The 15,847-nt window shown below is 70.4% G+C and carries 16 protein-coding genes; all 16 read left to right on the forward strand.

The genetic code is table 11. The features are described 5' to 3' along the window. Positions 1–12: 12 nt before the first annotated feature. On the forward strand, positions 13–1,833 hold the full coding sequence (locus tag QM595_RS09275) for an FAD-dependent oxidoreductase (RefSeq protein ID WP_415171262.1): 1,821 nt from the start codon (positions 13–15) through the stop codon (positions 1,831–1,833). A 7-nt stretch (positions 1,834–1,840) separates the two neighbouring features. Continuing rightward, entirely contained in the window at positions 1,841–2,542 is a 702-nt protein-coding gene (locus QM595_RS09280; RefSeq protein ID WP_415171263.1) for a TetR/AcrR family transcriptional regulator, read from the forward strand. Between the two features lie 8 nt (positions 2,543–2,550). Further along, positions 2,551–3,087: an HIT family protein gene (locus QM595_RS09285; protein WP_415171264.1), complete on the forward strand. Its 537-nt coding sequence runs from the start codon at positions 2,551–2,553 to the stop codon at positions 3,085–3,087. After that, positions 3,084–3,839 carry an inositol monophosphatase family protein gene (locus tag QM595_RS09290; RefSeq protein ID WP_415171265.1) on the forward strand — a complete coding sequence of 252 codons (756 nt, stop codon included), beginning with the start codon at positions 3,084–3,086 and terminating at the stop codon, positions 3,837–3,839. The genes QM595_RS09285 and QM595_RS09290 overlap by 4 nt, the downstream gene beginning before the upstream one ends. Before the next feature lie 7 nt (positions 3,840–3,846). Next, positions 3,847–4,458 (forward strand): phosphatidylinositol phosphate synthase, encoded by a 612-nt coding sequence (gene pgsA, locus QM595_RS09295; RefSeq protein WP_415171266.1) that lies wholly within the window; start codon positions 3,847–3,849, stop codon positions 4,456–4,458. Between the two features lie 9 nt (positions 4,459–4,467). Beyond that, on the forward strand, positions 4,468–5,391 hold the full coding sequence (gene pdxS, locus QM595_RS09300; RefSeq protein WP_415171267.1) for a pyridoxal 5'-phosphate synthase lyase subunit PdxS: 924 nt from the start codon (positions 4,468–4,470) through the stop codon (positions 5,389–5,391). Beyond that, entirely contained in the window at positions 5,388–5,960 is a 573-nt protein-coding gene (gene pdxT / locus QM595_RS09305) for a pyridoxal 5'-phosphate synthase glutaminase subunit PdxT (RefSeq protein ID WP_415171268.1), read from the forward strand. Before pdxS ends, pdxT begins: the two co-directional genes overlap by 4 nt. Positions 5,961–6,035: 75 nt before the next feature. Beyond that, complete coding sequence (locus QM595_RS09310) at positions 6,036–6,818, forward strand: YebC/PmpR family DNA-binding transcriptional regulator (protein ID WP_415171269.1); 783 nt, start codon at positions 6,036–6,038, stop codon at positions 6,816–6,818. Between the two features lie 164 nt (positions 6,819–6,982). Next, positions 6,983–7,489 carry a crossover junction endodeoxyribonuclease RuvC gene (gene ruvC, locus QM595_RS09315; protein WP_415171276.1) on the forward strand — a complete coding sequence of 169 codons (507 nt, stop codon included), beginning with the start codon at positions 6,983–6,985 and terminating at the stop codon, positions 7,487–7,489. Then, a complete protein-coding gene (gene ruvA, locus QM595_RS09320; protein ID WP_415171270.1) occupies positions 7,486–8,076 on the forward strand; it encodes a Holliday junction branch migration protein RuvA in 591 nt (196 codons plus the stop codon). The genes ruvC and ruvA overlap by 4 nt, the downstream gene beginning before the upstream one ends. A gap of 5 nt (positions 8,077–8,081) precedes the next feature. Beyond that, positions 8,082–9,182, forward strand: a complete 1,101-nt coding sequence (gene ruvB, locus QM595_RS09325; RefSeq protein ID WP_415171271.1) for a Holliday junction branch migration DNA helicase RuvB — start codon at positions 8,082–8,084, stop codon at positions 9,180–9,182. Between the two features lie 247 nt (positions 9,183–9,429). Further along, on the forward strand, positions 9,430–9,732 hold the full coding sequence (gene yajC, locus QM595_RS09330; RefSeq protein WP_415171272.1) for a preprotein translocase subunit YajC: 303 nt from the start codon (positions 9,430–9,432) through the stop codon (positions 9,730–9,732). 5 nt (positions 9,733–9,737) lie between these two features. Next, the gene (secD, locus tag QM595_RS09335) at positions 9,738–11,555 is read left to right on the forward strand and encodes a protein translocase subunit SecD (protein WP_415171273.1); all 1,818 of its coding nucleotides are present in this window, start codon (positions 9,738–9,740) and stop codon (positions 11,553–11,555) included. Further along, on the forward strand, positions 11,555–12,817 hold the full coding sequence (secF, locus tag QM595_RS09340; protein WP_415171274.1) for a protein translocase subunit SecF: 1,263 nt from the start codon (positions 11,555–11,557) through the stop codon (positions 12,815–12,817). Before secD ends, secF begins: the two co-directional genes overlap by 1 nt. Positions 12,818–12,820: 3 nt before the next feature. Next, complete coding sequence (locus tag QM595_RS09345) at positions 12,821–13,387, forward strand: adenine phosphoribosyltransferase (RefSeq protein WP_415171275.1); 567 nt, start codon at positions 12,821–12,823, stop codon at positions 13,385–13,387. Between the two features lie 99 nt (positions 13,388–13,486). Continuing rightward, a complete protein-coding gene (locus tag QM595_RS09350; RefSeq protein WP_415171277.1) occupies positions 13,487–15,721 on the forward strand; it encodes a RelA/SpoT family protein in 2,235 nt (744 codons plus the stop codon). The last annotated feature ends 126 nt before the right edge of the window (positions 15,722–15,847 follow it).

The raw sequence follows: 15,847 nt of genomic DNA on the forward strand, positions 1-15,847 counted from the left end.
AAAGAGCCGCACGTGCCTCACGTCGTCATCCAGTCCTGCTGCTCGGACGGCTCCTGCGTCCTTGCCTGCCCGGTCAACTGCATCCATCCGGCGCCGGGGGAGCCGGGCTTCGCCGAGGCGGAGATGCTCTACGTCGACGCCAGCTACTGCGTCGACTGCGGTGCCTGCACCACCGCCTGCCCCGCCGACGCGATCGTCCCGCACACCACGCTGACACCCGAGCAGCAGCCGTTCCTGGCCCTCAACGCGGAGTACTTCGAGGTCTTCCCACACGCCGACCGGGCCCCACTCGCGCAGGTGCCACCCCAGCGCCGGCTCACCCGGGAGGGCCCCTTCCGAGTCGCCGTGGTGGGCGCCGGCCCGGCCGGTCTCTACGCCGCCGACGACCTGCTCACCCACCCCGAGATCACCGTCGACGTCTACGACCGGCTGCCCACGCCGTACGGCCTGGTCAGGTTCGGCGTGGCCCCCGACCACCCGCACACCAAGCAGGTGCAGAAGCTCTTCAAGAAGATCGAGCGGCAGCCGGGCTTCCGCTACTTCCTCAACGTCGAGGTCGGCGCCGACATCACCCACGAGGAGCTCGCCGGCCACTACCACGCGGTGATCTACACCGTCGGCGCCGCCGCCGACCGGGCCCTCGGCGTGCCCGGCGACCAGCTGCCCGGCTCGGTCTCGGCCACCGACTTCGTGGCCTGGTACAACGGCCACCCCGACAAGCAGCAGCTGCCAGTCCCGCTCGACGCGGCGTCGAACCCGTCCGGCCGGGCGGTCGTGGTCGGCAACGGCAATGTCGCGCTCGACGTCGCCAGGATCCTCACCGAGGACGTCGCGACGCTGGCAACCACCGACATCGCCGAGGAGGCGTTGGCCGCGCTCCGCGACAGCGCCATCCGTGAGGTCGTCATCCTGGGCCGCCGAGGGTACGCCGAGGCGGCGTTCACCGTGCCCGAGCTGGTCGGCCTGCACGGGCTGACCTCGGTCAACGTCGTGGTCGACACCGGCGGTCCGGCGATCCTCGGGGATGACACCTTGGCGCGACTGATGCGCGAGCTGGCCTCGCGGCCGGTCGATCCCGCCAAGCGGACCATCGTGCTGCGGTTCCTGACCTCGCCGGTGGCACTGCTGGGCGAGGAGCGGGTCACCGGCGTCGAGATCGGCCGCAACCGGCTCGAGCTCGACGCCCACGGCGTCCCGCGCGCGGTGCCGACCGGAGAGACCGAGGTGCTCGACACCGGCCTGGTGCTGCGCGCCGTCGGCTACCAGGGCCTGCCCGTGGCCGACCTGCCCTACGACGAGCGCACCGGCACGGTCCCCAACACCGCCGGCCGCGTCGAGCCCGGCGTCTACGTCTCCGGCTGGGTCAAACGCGGCCCCACCGGCTTCATCGGCACCAACAAGACCGACTCCGAGGAGACCGTCGACACCCTGCTCGACGATCTCGACGCGGGGCTGCCCGAGCCTGCCGGAGCTGTGCACGACAAGAAGGGTGCCACCATCGCCGCACTGGTGCGCCGCCGCCAGCCCGACCTCGTCGACCTGGCCGGCTGGCAGGCGATCGAGCGCGAGGAGCGCCGTCGCGGCGCCGAGCTCGGCCGACCGCGACTCAAGATCGTCTCCGTGGCCGAGGCCGTCCGGATCGCCACTCTCAACCGGCAGCGGCCCATCTACTCCGCCACCCGGCTGGCCCGCCGCACCTCCGGGCTGCTGAGCCGTGGCAGGGTCCGCGGTACCGTCGCCGGAGCGGTCCACACCGCGAGCGGCGCGGTCAGGACCGCCGGCGAGGTGGTCGACAGCGCGGTGGCCACCGTGTCGGGATCGGGGCGAGGCTGAGGCGGGCATGAGCCAGGGGAACCGTGACGGACGACAGGTCCGCTGGGACGCTCACAAGGAGGAGCGCCGCCAGCAGATCATCGACGCCGCGATCGCCGTGGTCGAGGAGTCCACGCCCGGCACCGAGGTCCATGTCCAGCAGATCGCCGCCAGAGCGGGTCTCTCCCGTACCGTGATCTATCGGCACTTCGCCGACCGCGCCGACCTCGACCGGGCCGTTCGACTCCGCATCGTCGAGCAGGTCTGGGAGCTGCTGCTGCCCCGCGTCAGCCTCGACGGCACCGCGCCGGAGATCATCGAGCGCGTCGTCGGAAGCTATATCGGCTGGGCGGTGGCCCACCCCGCGCTCCACCGGCTCGCCGACCACGACAACTCCGGCTCGGACGGCCCCCTGGAGGCGGGGCTGGAGCGGATCGCCTCCCGGGTCAGCGCGGTCATCGGCACCGCGCTGATGGCCTTCGGTGCCGAGCTCTCCGAGGAGGAGGCCGCCGCCATCGACCCGTTCGTCTACGGCATCGTCGGATCGGTCTTCAGCTCGGTACGACGCTGGGTCGGCAGACCCGACCCGGCGCTGTCGGCGGCGGGGCTGACCGAGCTGGTCAGCCGTTCGGTCTGGTTCGTCATCGACGGCCATGCCCGGACGCTGGGCGTCGAGATAGACCCGACCCGGTGTGTGGAGGATCTGCTCGCGGACGCCATGATGGCCTAGTGGTCCCAGTGGTCCTTCACCAAGACGGCGTCGGCGAGCCCGACGAGCTCGAGCGGCTCTGGACGCCGTACCGGATGGCCTACATCCGCGGCGAGAACAAGCCCACCGACCCCGCCGCGTCACAGTGCCCGTTCTGCCGGATCCCGAGCCTCGACGACGAGGCGGGCCTGGTGGTCCACCGGGGCGAGACGGCGTACGTCGTCCTCAACCTCTACCCCTACTCGCCCGGGCACCTGATGGTGGTGCCCTACCGACACGTGCCCGAGTACGTCGACACCGACGACGCCGAGGCGGCCGAGATGGCGGCCCTGACCAAGACCGCGGTGCGGACGATCCGCTCGGTCTCGGGCGCGCCGGGGTTCAACATCGGCATGAACCAGGGCGAGGCCGGTGGCGCCGGGATCGCCGCCCACCTGCACCAGCACGTGGTGCCGCGCTGGGTCGGCGATGCCAACTTCATGCCGATCATCGGCCGCACCAAGACGCTGCCCCAGCTGCTGGGGGAGACCAGGCGGCTGCTCGCCGAGGCCTGGCCGACGGCATGAGCAGCGAGGACGCGTGGCTCGCCGGCGAGTTGGTCCGCGACGCCGGCCGGCTCGCCGCCCGGATGCGATCCGAAGGCGTGCGGGCCTCCCGCAAGACCTCGGTCTCCGATGTCGTCACCGAGGCTGACCATGCCGCCGAGGCGGCCATCGTGAGCCGGCTCGCCGCGGAGCGGCCCGGCGATGGCGTGCTGGGGGAGGAGGGCGCCGCCGTCGCCACCGCGACCGGGCGGACCTGGGTCATCGACCCGGTCGACGGCACCTACAACTTCGTCAACGGGCTCGACTGGTGGTGCTCGGCGCTGGCGCTCACCGAGGGCGAGCGGATCGTGCTGGGCGCCGTCTACCACCCGGCCAGCGACACCCTCCTCGTCGGCGGTCCCGACCTGCCCACCACCCGCGACGGCGAACCGCTGCCGGCCCTCGAGGACCGGCCGCTGGCCGAGTCCTGCGTGACCACCTATCTGCATCCGCCGTTCTTCGCCGGGCCGGTCGGCGAGGTGTTCGCCCGCGCGATGACCGGCGCCGCCACGCTGCGGGTGCTGGGCAGCGGCTCGATGGACCTCACCGCCGTCGCCCAGGGGCAGCTCCACGTCTCCTGCCAGCACTCCGTGCCGCCCTGGGACCGGCTCCCCGGCGCTGCCCTGGTGCTCGGAGTGGGCGGCGCCCACCGGCAGGTCGAGGCCGCCGGGGTGACCTGGTCGGTGACCGGCGCGCCCACGGCCGTGGCCGAGCTGTCCGCTCGGCTAGCCTGACGCCACCATGTTGGAGAGATTCAGGGCCTTCTGGCAGGGCATCGTCCTCGCCCCCGTCATCAGCCTGCTCATCAGGCTCAAGGTCAGCCCCGACGCCGTCACCCTGGTCGGCACCCTCGGCGTGTGCGTCGGCGCGCTGGCCTTCTATCCGGGCGGCGAGCTGTTCTGGGGGACCGTGTTCATCACCTGCTTCGTCTTCAGCGACCTCGTCGACGGCGCCATGGCGCGCCGGCTCGGCCGCAGCTCGAAGTTCGGCGCGTTCCTCGACTCCACCCTGGACCGGATCGGCGACGGCGCCATCTTCGGCGCGCTGGCGCTCTACTTCGCCGGCCCCGGCGACTCGACGCTCTATCTCACGCTCTCGCTGGTCTGCCTCGTCATGGGGGCGGTCACGTCGTACGCCCGAGCCAAGGCGGAGAGCATCGGTTTCACCGCCCAGGTCGGCATCGCGGAGCGCTCCGACCGGCTCGTCTCGATCCTGGTGATGACCGGCCTCTCCGACCTGTTCGACCTGCCGATCCTGATGGAGATCACGCTGTGGGCGCTCGCCATCGCGAGCACGGTCACCGTCGCGCAGCGCATCTGGGTGGTACGGCGGCAGGCGCTGGCCGAGTCATAGAATCGTCCCATGGACACTCCCCCGACCGTGGGCACCACTGACACCGCCGCCGGCCTCGTCGGCACCACCCGCGTCAAGCGTGGCATGGCCGAGATGCTCAAGGGCGGGGTGATCATGGACGTGGTCACCCCCGAGCAGGCCAAGATCGCCGAGGACGCCGGTGCGGTGGCGGTGATGGCACTGGAGCGGGTGCCCGCCGACATCCGCGCCCAGGGCGGCGTCTCCCGGATGTCCGACCCCGACATGATCGACGGCATCATCGCCGCGGTCTCCATCCCGGTGATGGCCAAGGCCCGGATCGGCCACTTCGCCGAGGCCCAGGTGCTGCAGTCGCTGGGCGTGGACTACATCGACGAGTCCGAGGTGCTCACCCCGGCCGACTACGAGAACCACATCGACAAGTGGGCCTTCACGGTGCCGTTCGTGTGCGGCGCGACCAACCTCGGCGAGGCGCTGCGGCGGATCACCGAGGGCGCCGCGATGATCCGCTCCAAGGGCGAGGCCGGCACCGGCGACGTGTCCAACGCGGTCACCCACATGCGCACCATCCGCAAGGAGATCCGCCGGCTGGGTGCGCTCTCGGAGGACGAGCTCTACGTCGCCGCCAAGGAGCTGCAGGCGCCCTACGACCTGGTCAAGGAGGTCGCCGCGGCCGGCAAGCTCCCCGTGGTGCTGTTCACCGCCGGCGGCATCGCCACCCCCGCCGACGCGGCGATGATGATGCAGTTGGGCGCCGAGGGCGTCTTCGTCGGCTCCGGCATCTTCAAGTCCGGCAACCCCGCGCAGCGTGCCGAGGCGATCGTCAAGGCCACCACGTTCTACGACGACCCGGACGTGGTCGCCAAGGTCTCCCGTGGCCTGGGCGAGGCGATGGTGGGCATCAACGTCGAGGAGCTGCCCCAGCCCCACCGGCTCGCCGAGCGCGGTTGGTGACGCGCCGCGTCGGCGTCCTGGCGCTCCAGGGCGACGTTCGCGAGCACCTGGCAGCGCTGCGGGAGGTCGGGGCGGACGCGTTCCCCGTCCGGCGTACGACGGAGCTCGAGTCCTGTGACGGCCTCGTCCTTCCCGGTGGCGAGTCCACCACGATGGCCAAGCTCGCCCGCACTTTCGCGCTGCTCGAACCGCTGCGGGCGCGGATCAAGGAGGGCCTGCCGGTCTTCGGCACCTGTGCCGGGATGATCCTGCTGGCCGACCACGTCGTCGACGGCATCGAGGGCCAGGAGACGCTCGGCGGGCTCGACATCACCGTGCGACGCAACGCCTTCGGTCGTCAGGTCGACTCCTTCGAGACCGACCTGACCGTGGCCGGCGTCGAGGGTCAGGTCCACGCGGTCTTCATCCGGGCGCCGTGGGTCGAGCGGGCCGGAGCGGAGGTCGAGGTGCTCGCCGAGGCCGCGGGACACCCGGTCGCGGTGCGCCAGGGGCGGCTGCTGGCCACCTCGTTCCACCCCGAGGTCAACGGCGAGACCCGGCTGCACCGCCTCTTCGTCGACCTGCTCTGAGCCGGCGACACCGAACACCGGGCGGCGCCGGTAAGATCGGTCGCCGATCGATTGCAATACGAGTAGAGGGATCACATGTCCGGGCACTCCAAGTGGGCAACCACGAAGCACAAGAAGGCCGCGATCGACGCCAAGCGCGGCAAGCTCTTCGCCAAGCTGATCAAGAACATCGAGATCGCGGCGAAGATGGGCGGCCCCGACCCCGCCGGGAACCCCACCCTCTACGACGCCATCCAGAAGGCGAAGAAGTCCTCGGTCCCCAACGACAACATCGACCGTGCCGTCAAGCGCGGCGGCGGCCTCGACGGCGGCGGCGTCGACTACACCACGATCATGTACGAGGTCTACGGCCCCTCGGGTGTCGCCCTGCTGGTCGAGTGTCTGACCGACAACAAGAACCGCGCCGCGATGGAGGTCCGCACCGCGGTCACCCGCAATGGCGGCACGATGGCCGACCCCGGCTCGGTCTCGCGGCTGTTCAACCGCAAGGGCGTCGTCGTACTCGCGAAGTCGCAGGAGCGTCCCGACGGCTCCACGGCGGAGATCGACGAGGACACCGTCCTGGAGGCCACCCTCGACGCCGGCGCCGAGGAGGTCAACGACCTCGACGAGACCTGGCAGGTCATCTCCGAGCCCGGCGACGTCGTAGCGGTGCGCACCGCCCTGCAGGACGCCGGTGTCGACTACGACTCCGCCGACGTCGAGTTCGTCGCCTCGATGGACATCCCGGTCGCCGACGCCACCACCGCCGCCAAGGTGATGCGGCTGGTCGACGTCATCGACGACCTCGACGACGTCCAGAACGTCTTCAGCAACGCCGACATCCCCGACGCGGTCCTCGAGGAGCTCGACACCTGAGCCGAGTCGGCAGAAGTGCGGGTCTCAGAACCGCCGAGTCGGCAGAAGTGCGGGTCTCAGAACCGCCGAGTCGGCAGAAGTGCGCGCGTGTCGCGCAGCCGGTCGGCTACCGTCCGCCTAGACTGCGAACATGTGTTCGACGCAGAGGGGGGCCGATGCGCGTCCTGGGGATTGACCCCGGCCTGACCCGTTGCGGCACCGGCGTGGTCGAGGGTAGCGTCGGCCGGCCGCTGGGCCTGGTCGACGTCAGCGTCATCCGTACGTCCTCAACGCTGCCGGTCTGGCAGCGGCTGGCGCAGATCGAGGCCGGCCTGGAGGCGCGGGTCGAGCACTATCGACCCGACGCCGTCGCCATCGAGAGGATCTTCGCTCGCTCCGACGTCAGCACCATCATGGGCACCGCCCAGGCCAGCGGCGTCGCGATGCTGGTCGCCGCCAGGAGAGGCATCCCGGTCGCGCTCCACACGCCGAGCGAGGTCAAGGCCGCGGTGAGCGGCAACGGTCGTGCGGACAAGGCCCAGGTCGGTGCCATGGTTGCCCGCATCCTGCGGCTCGATGCCATGCCCAAGCCGGCCGACGCCGCCGACGCGCTGGCGCTGGCCATCACCCACATCTGGCGCGGCGGCGCCCAGGCTCGCCTGGACGCCGCCCTGGCAAGGAGCAGGCGTTGATCGCGTTCGTTCGTGGCAAGGTCGCAGCCCTCACCCTCTCCTCGGCGGTGGTCGAGGTCGGCGGGGTCGGTCTGGAGCTGCTGTGCACGCCCGGCACCTTGGCGGGTCTACGCACCGGGGGAGAGGCGCTGTTGCCGACCTCGCTGGTGGTGCGCGAGGACTCGCTGACCCTGTTCGGGTTCGCCGACGACGACGAGAAGGCCACCTTCGAGTTGGTGCAGACCGCGTCCGGCGTCGGGCCCAAGCTCGCCCAGGCGATGCTCGCGGTCCTCACTCCCGACACGCTGCGCATTGCGGTGGCCAACGACGACGTGAAGACGTTGACCAAGGTGCCCGGGATCGGTCAGAAGGGCGCTCAGCGGATCATCCTGGAGCTCAAGGACCGGCTCGGCGCTCCCATCGGCGCCGCACAGCCCACCCGTCCAGCCGCCGCGGCGTGGCGCGACCAGGTGACGGAGGCGCTGCTCGGTCTCGGCTACAACGGCAGGGACGCGGAGCGAGCCGTGGCCGCCGTACCCGATCCTCGCGACACGCCCAACGTCAGCGCCCTGCTCAAGGCTGCCCTGCAGGCCCTCTCCAAGGCGTGAGTGCGATGCACGAGGACGAGCTGGCAGCCGCCGAGGAGGCCCATCTGCAGGGCGTCCGGGGCGGGCTGACCGCTGCCGAGGCCGAGGGTGACGAGCGCGCTGTCGAGGCGGCGCTGCGTCCCCGCAGCCTCGACGAGGTCATCGGCCAGGGTCGGGTGCGCGCCCAGCTCGGCCTGGTGCTCGAGGCCGCCCGGCAGCGGGGGAGAGCACCGGACCACGTGCTGCTCAGCGGCCCTCCGGGTCTGGGCAAGACGACGTTGGCGATGATCATCGCCGCCGAGCTCACCAGCCCGCTGCGACTGACCAGCGGCCCGGCCATCACCCACGCCGGCGACCTGGCCTCGATCCTGAGCGGCCTCAACGACGGAGACGTCCTCTTCGTCGACGAGATCCACCGGATGAGCCGGCCGGCCGAGGAGATGCTCTACCTCGCCATGGAGGACTTCCGGGTCGACGTCGTGATCGGCAAGGGCCCCGGCGCCACCAGCATCCCGCTCGACATCCCGCCCTTCACCCTCGTCGGCGCCACCACCCGCGCCGGCCTGCTGCCGGGGCCGCTGCGGGACAGGTTCGGCTTCACCGGCCACCTGGAGTTCTACGAGCCCGACGAGCTGGAGACGATCGTACGACGCTCGGCCGGGCTGCTCGGCGTCGAGCTGACCGGCGGCGGAGCCGCCGAGATCGCCGCCCGCTCACGCGGCACCCCGCGCATTGCCAACCGGCTGCTGCGCCGGGTCCGTGACTATGCCCAGGTCCGCGCCGATGGCGTGGTCACCCTTGAGGTCGCGCAGCGCGCGCTCGATCTCTACGAGGTCGACCCGCTGGGCCTCGACCGCCTCGACCGGGCGGTCCTCGACGCGCTGTGCTCCAGATTCGGCGGTGGCCCGGTCGGCCTCGCCACCCTGGCGGTGGCGGTGGGCGAGGAGCGGGAGACCGTCGAGGAGGTCGCCGAGCCGTTCCTGGTCCGCAACGGCTTCCTCGCCCGTACGCCGCGAGGCAGGATCGCTACCCCCGCCGCCTGGTCCCACCTGGGCCTGCGGCCGCCGGCCGTGGACCAGGAGCAGCTGTTCTCGATCACTGGCGATCCCGACCCCGACGAGAGGTAGCCCGCCTACCCGACCGGCCAGGCACCAGGTGAACGGTCGCAAACTGACAGGACGGGTGCAGCGGAGGATGTCAGTTTGCGACCGCTCACCGTCCTGCACGTGTCAGTTTGGGACTGTTCACCGTCTTGGGGGTGTCAGTTTGGGGCTGCTCACCTGATTAGGAGCCAGGGCGAGGACCGTGGCTACACTTGCCCGTCGGCCGGAGTCCCGGCCGGACCCACCTGAACCCTGCTGGAGAGATACGCACGTGGAGACCCTGGGCGCGATCCTGCCCTTCATTCTGATCCTGGGCGTCTTCTGGCTCCTGTTCCTCCGCCCGCAGCAGCGCCGGCAGCGGGAACTCCTCCAGTTGCAGTCCTCGTTGAAGGCAGGGGACGAGGTCATGCTGACGTCTGGCATCTTCGGCACCATCAGCGAGACCGCTGATGACCACGTCCTGGTCGAGCTGTCGCCCGGAGTGACCGTCAAGGTCGTCACGGGCGCCATTGCCCGGGTCCTGACCGAACCAGAGCCGGTGAGCGACGATGCCGCCGGCCCCGAGGAGAACTGACACACATGGCACGCACGTCGATCAGGCCGGGGCGCACCCTGACGGTGTTCTTCCTGTCCCTGGCAGTCGCCTACGGCCTGGTCGCCCTGGCCGGCACCTGGAAGCCCGAGCTGGGCCTCGATCTTCAGGGCGGCACCCGGATCATCCTGCAGGCGGACGGCAGCCCGAGCGCGGAGAACCTCACCGAGGCCCGCAACATCATCGACCAGCGCGTCAACGGCTCGGGCATCACCGAGGCCGAGGTCAACACCCAGGGTGGCAATCTCATCACCGTCGAGATCCCTGGTGGCGGCAATCGGCGCGACCTGGTCGACGTAGTGAAGCGGCAGGCCCAGCTCCGGTTCCGGCTGGTCGCCTGTGACGGCTCGACCGTCTGCGGCACCAGCGCCAGCACAGACACCTCCGGCCTGGACGGCATCGACCTGGGCTCCTCCGACCTCCCGGTGACGCCGGACGACACCTCGACCACGGGCGCCGAGCCCAGCAGCGCGCCCTCAGTGGCGCAGCGAGCCACGCTCGGCTTCGGTGCCAAGGCCGCCGACGGCAAGGCCAAGAAGGCAGGCAAGAAGGCGGCCAAGAAGGCGGCCAAGAAGGCCGCCAAGACCAGCACGGCGACCCCGACCGACGCGACGACCGAGACCCCCACCGCGACCGACACCGCCGCGCCGAGCGCGGCCGCCACCACCTCGCCCACCGCCTCGCCGAGCGCGGAGGCCGAGACCTCCGACGAGAGCCGCTTCGACGACGCGGTGTCGTTCATGAACAGCCCGCCGGCCGAGTGGACCCAGCAATACGACGACTACACCTGCCCGACGACCACCGCCGAGATCAAGGACGACCCGGACCAGCCGCTGGTCACCTGCGACCCGGACGGCACCACCAAGTACCTGCTGAGCCCGGCCATCATCGAGGGCACCGACCTCACCGACGCCAGCTATGGCATCCCGCAGAACGAGGCCCAGTACGTCGTGACGCTGGACTTCAACAAGCACGGCCGCAGCATCTTCGCCGACGCCACCGGCACCATCGCCGGCACCGGCCAGCGGTTCGCGATCGTGCTCGACGGCCAGGTCATCTCGGCGCCGACCGCCGACACCCGGATCACGACCGGGGCCCAGATCAGCGGCGACTTCACCCAGCAGGAGGCCAAGGACCTGGCCACCAGCCTGAAGTACGGCTCGCTGCCGATCGCCTTCAAGAAGGACGTCACCACCGAGGTGGTCGGCCCGACGCTGGCCGGCGACCAGCTCCACGCCGGCATGTTGGCCGGCCTGATCGGCCTGATCCTGGTGATCATCTACTGCCTGGTCTACTACCGCGGCCTCGGCGTCGTCGTGGTCGCCTCGTTCGCGGTCGCGGCCGCCTGGATCTATGCCCTGGTGCTGCTGCTCAGCAAGACCGCCGGCTTCACGCTGACCCTGCCGGGCATCGCCGGCCTGATCATCGCGGTCGGCGTCACGGCCGACTCCTTCATCATCTTCTTCGAGCGCATCCGCGACGAGATGCGCGACGGCAAGTCGATGCGGGTCGCCGTCGAGTCCGGCTGGGTCCGTGCCCGACAGACCCGGGTCGCGGCCAACGTGGTCCAGCTGCTCTCGGCGCTGATCCTCTACGTCTTCGCGACCGGCGTCGTCAAGGGCTTCGGCTTCGCGCTGGGCCTGACGACGCTGATCGACCTGGCCGTGCTGTTCTGGTTCACCAAGCCGATGGTGAGCGCCCTGGCGCGCTTGAAGTTCTTCAACGGCGGCGGCAAGCTCTCCGGGCTGAGCGTGGAGACGCTCGGCGTCGAGCCAGCCGTCTCTCGTGTGGGAGGTAAGGCCTGATGGGCAAGTTCTCACGGCTCGGTCACGAGCTCTACACCGGCGGCAAGTCCTACGACTTCGTCGGCCGTCGGCCGCTCTGGTACGCCATCTCCGGCGGCATCGTGCTGGTCGCGCTCCTCATCGTCATCCTGCGGGGCTTCAACTTCGGCGTGGAGTTCACCGGCGGCACGCAGTACCAGCTGTCCGGGCTGACCTCCTCCCAGGCCACCCAGGGCACCGTCGACGAGTTGCGCCAGGCGATCGCCGACAGCGAGGTGCCGGGCGCCGAGGAGCCCACCGTGGCCACCTCGGGTGACGCCGGCATCATCATCGAGGTCGAGGAGCTCAGCCAGGCCAACGCCGACAAGCTCATCGACGTGATCAAGGGCGTGGTCGATGTCGACGACGACCAGATCTCCCCGAGCGAGATCGGCGCCAGCTGGGGCAAGACGGTGGCCAAGCGCGCCATCATCGGCGTCACCGTCTTCGTCCTGATCGCGATGCTCTTCATCGCCGTCTACTTCCGAGAGTGGAAGATGTCGGTGGCCGCGTTCATCGCGCTGTTCCACGACGTGGTCATCACGATGGGCGTCTACTCGCTCTCCGGCTTCTCGGTGACCCCGTCGGCGGTCACCGGCCTGCTCGCCATCCTCGGCTTCTCGCTCTACGACACCGTCGTGGTCTTCGACAAGATCCGCGAGAACTCCCAGCCGGGGACGCTGCGCAAGAGCAAGCTGTCCTACCCGGAGGCCGCCAATCTGGCCGTCAACCAGACCCTGGTCCGCTCCATCAACACCTCCATCGTGGCGCTGATCCCGATCGGCGCGATCCTGTGGGTCAGCGCCGTCCAGCTCGGTGCCAGCTCGCTGAAGGACCTGGCGCTGGCGCAGTTCGTCGGCATGGCCGCCGGCGTCTTCTCCTCGGTATGGGTCGCCCCCCGCATCCTGGTCCACCTCAAGGCGAACGAGGACGAGGTCAAGCTCGCCGAGCGGCGTGCCCGCGCCCGGGCACGCCGCGAGGTCGACAAGTACGCCGCCGTGCCGGCGTACACCGACGACATGCCCGTCCAGGAGGCCCCCGAGGGCATCGACCTGGACTCCTTGGAGGAGGGCGAGATCGACTTCGAGGGAGATGACGGGCCGGTGGTACGTCGTGGACCTGCGGCTACCGGCTTCGGCACCGGGCGGATCGCGCCGCCGGCCCGCGGCCCGGTCGAGGAATCCGGCGCCGCCGGCCGGCCACAGCCGACCCGCAAGCCGCGCTCGCAGCGGGGCAAGCAGTAGCCCATGCCGGATGCTGGGCCAGCCGCGTTCCCGGACCTGACGTCGACACTGGGCCGGCTGATCGAGGACGTCCCCGACTACCCCGAGCCGGGGGTCGTCTTCAAGGACATCACGCCGCTGCTGGCCGACCACGACGCCTTCACCGCGACGGTGGAGGCGCTGGCCCAGGCCGGCCGCGACGCGGCCGGCAACCGGGTCGTCGACAAGGTCGTCGGCATGGAGGCGCGTGGCTTCATCCTGGCCGCCCCGGTCGCGCTGGCCCTCGGCGCCGGCTTCGTCCCGGTCCGCAAGGCCGGCAAGCTGCCGCGCGCCACGCACGCGATCTCCTACGCCCTGGAGTACGGCGAGGCCACCATCGAGCTCCACACCGACGCCATCGCGCCGGGGGAGCGGGTGCTGCTCGTCGACGACGTGCTGGCCACCGGCGGCACCGCCGCCGCGACCCGCGAGCTGGTCGAGGCCTGCGGCGGCACCGTCACCGGATTCGCGGTGCTGATCGAGCTCGGCTTCCTGCCCGGCCGCGAGGCTGTCGCGTCAGTGCCGGTGACGTCCTTGCTCACCGTCTCCTAAAATGGGGCAATGACCGACGAGCGCACCGTCGCGGCCCCCCGTGAGAGCGTCGCGCCCCAGGTCGCCCCGAAGGAGTCGACGGCACCCTCCGGCCGCAGTATGCGCGCCCGACTGGCCCGGATGGGCCAGCGCAGCGGTGCCCCCAACCCGGTGCTGGAGCCGCTGTTCCGTGCGGTGCGGGCCAACCACCCCAAGGCCGACCTGGCGCTGCTGGAGCGCGCCTACGCCACCGCCGAGCGGCTCCACGAGGGCCAGCTGCGCAAGAGCGGCGACCCCTACATCACCCATCCGCTCGCGGTCACCACCATCCTGGCCGAGCTCGGCATGACCGAGCCGACCCTCGTCGCCGCGCTGCTGCACGACACGGTCGAGGACACGTCGTACACGCTGGAGCAGCTCACCAAGGACTTCGGCGCCGAGGTCGCCCAGATGGTCGACGGCGTCACCAAGCTCGACAAGGTGCAGTACGGCGACACCGCCCAGGCCGAGACCATCCGCAAGATGGTCGTCGCGATGTCGAAGGACATCCGCGTGCTCGTCATCAAGCTCGCCGACCGGCTCCACAACATGCGCACGCTGCGCTATGTGCCGATCAAGAGCCAGGAGCGCTCCGCCAACGAGACCCTGGACATCTACGCGCCGCTGGCCCACCGGCTCGGCATGAACACCATCAAGTGGGAGCTGGAGGACCTCGCCTTCGCGACGCTGCACCCGAAGATCTACGACGAGATCGTCCGGTTGGTCGCCGAGCGGGCGCCCTCGCGCGACCAGTTCCTGGCCCAGGTGATCAGCCAGGTCGAGAACGACCTGCGCGAGGCGAAGATCAAGGCCACCGTCACCGGCCGACCGAAGCACTACTACTCGATCTACCAGAAGATGATCCTCGGCGGCCGGGACTTCTCCGACATCTACGACCTGGTCGGCATCCGCATCCTGGTCCAGGAGGACCGCGACTGCTATGCGGTGCTGGGCGTGCTGCACTCGCGCTGGAACCCGGTGCTCGGCCGGTTCAAGGACTACGTCGCGATGCCGAAGTTCAACATGTACCAGTCGCTGCACACCACCGTGATCGGACCGCAGGGCAAGCCGGTGGAGATGCAGGTGCGCACCTTCGCGATGCACCGCCGCGCGGAGTACGGCGTCGCGGCGCACTGGAAGTACAAGGAGGACTCCCGCACCGGTGCCGACACCGACCGGCGCGCCGACCTCGACGACATGGGCTGGGTCAAGCAGCTGCTCGACTGGCAGTCGGAGGTCGAGGACCCGGGGGAGTTCCTGGAGTCGCTGCGGTTCGAGATGAACCGCACCGAGGTCTACGTCTTCACTCCCCGCGGCGACGTGATCGCGCTGCCGTCCGGCGCCACCCCCGTCGACTTCGCCTACGCCGTGCACACCGATGTCGGCCACCACACCATCGGCGCTCGGGTCAACGGCCGGCTGGTGCCGCTGGAGTCGACGCTCGACAACGGCGACGTGGTCGAGGTCTTCACCTCGAAGTCGCCCACCGCCGGCCCCTCCCAGGACTGGCTGGGCTTCGTGAAGTCCAACCGCGCCCGGTCGAAGATCCGCGCCTGGTTCACCAAGGAGCGACGCGAGGAGGCCGTCGACAAGGGCCAGGAGCAGATCGCCAAGCTGATGCGCAAGGAGGGTCTGCCGCTCAAGAGGCTGATGTCGCACGAGTCGCTGCTGCTGGCCGCCCGGCACTTCAACCACCCCGACGTGTCCTCGCTCTTCGCCGCCGTCGGCGAGGGCAATATCTCCGCCCAGGCGGTGGTGCGGCGCGTCATCGAGGAGCACGGTGGCAGCGAGGGCGCCCAGGAGGACCTCGCCGAGGCCGTCACCATCACCGGCCGCCGGCACCGCGGCAGCACCACCGCCGGCTCCGTCGACGCCGGCGTGCTCGTCAAGGGGTCGAGCGATGTGTGGACCAAGCTCGCCAAGTGCTGCACCCCGGTGCCGGGAGACGACATCATCGGCTTCATCACCAAGGGCGGCGGCATCTCGGTCCACCGCGCCGACTGCACCAACGCCGCCGAGCTGTGTACCCAACCGGAGCGGATGGTCGAGGTCGCCTGGGGCGCCATCGGCAACTCGACGTACCTGGTCAACATCCAGGTCGAGGCGCTGGACAGGTCACGGCTGCTCTCCGACATCACCATGGCGATCTCGGACCAGCACGTGAACATCCTCTCCGCCAACCTCACCACCACCCGCGACCGCGTCGCCAAGACCCGGTTCACCTTCGAGATGGCCGACGCCAAGCACCTCGACCAGATCCTGAAGTCGGTGCGCGGGGTGCCCGGCGTCTTCGACGCCTACCGGGTCACCTCCTAGCGCGAGCAGCCCCAAACTGACACGCGCCGGCCGGTGAGCCGTAGCAAACTGACACGCATGGGACGGTGAGCGGACGCAAACTGACCTCCCCCGCTTCGCTCCTCCGGTCAGTTTGCGTCCGCTCAC

Origin of the sequence: Nocardioides sp. (assembly GCF_047607185.1) — a bacterium.
Lineage (GTDB): Bacteria > Actinomycetota > Actinomycetes > Propionibacteriales > Nocardioidaceae > Nocardioides.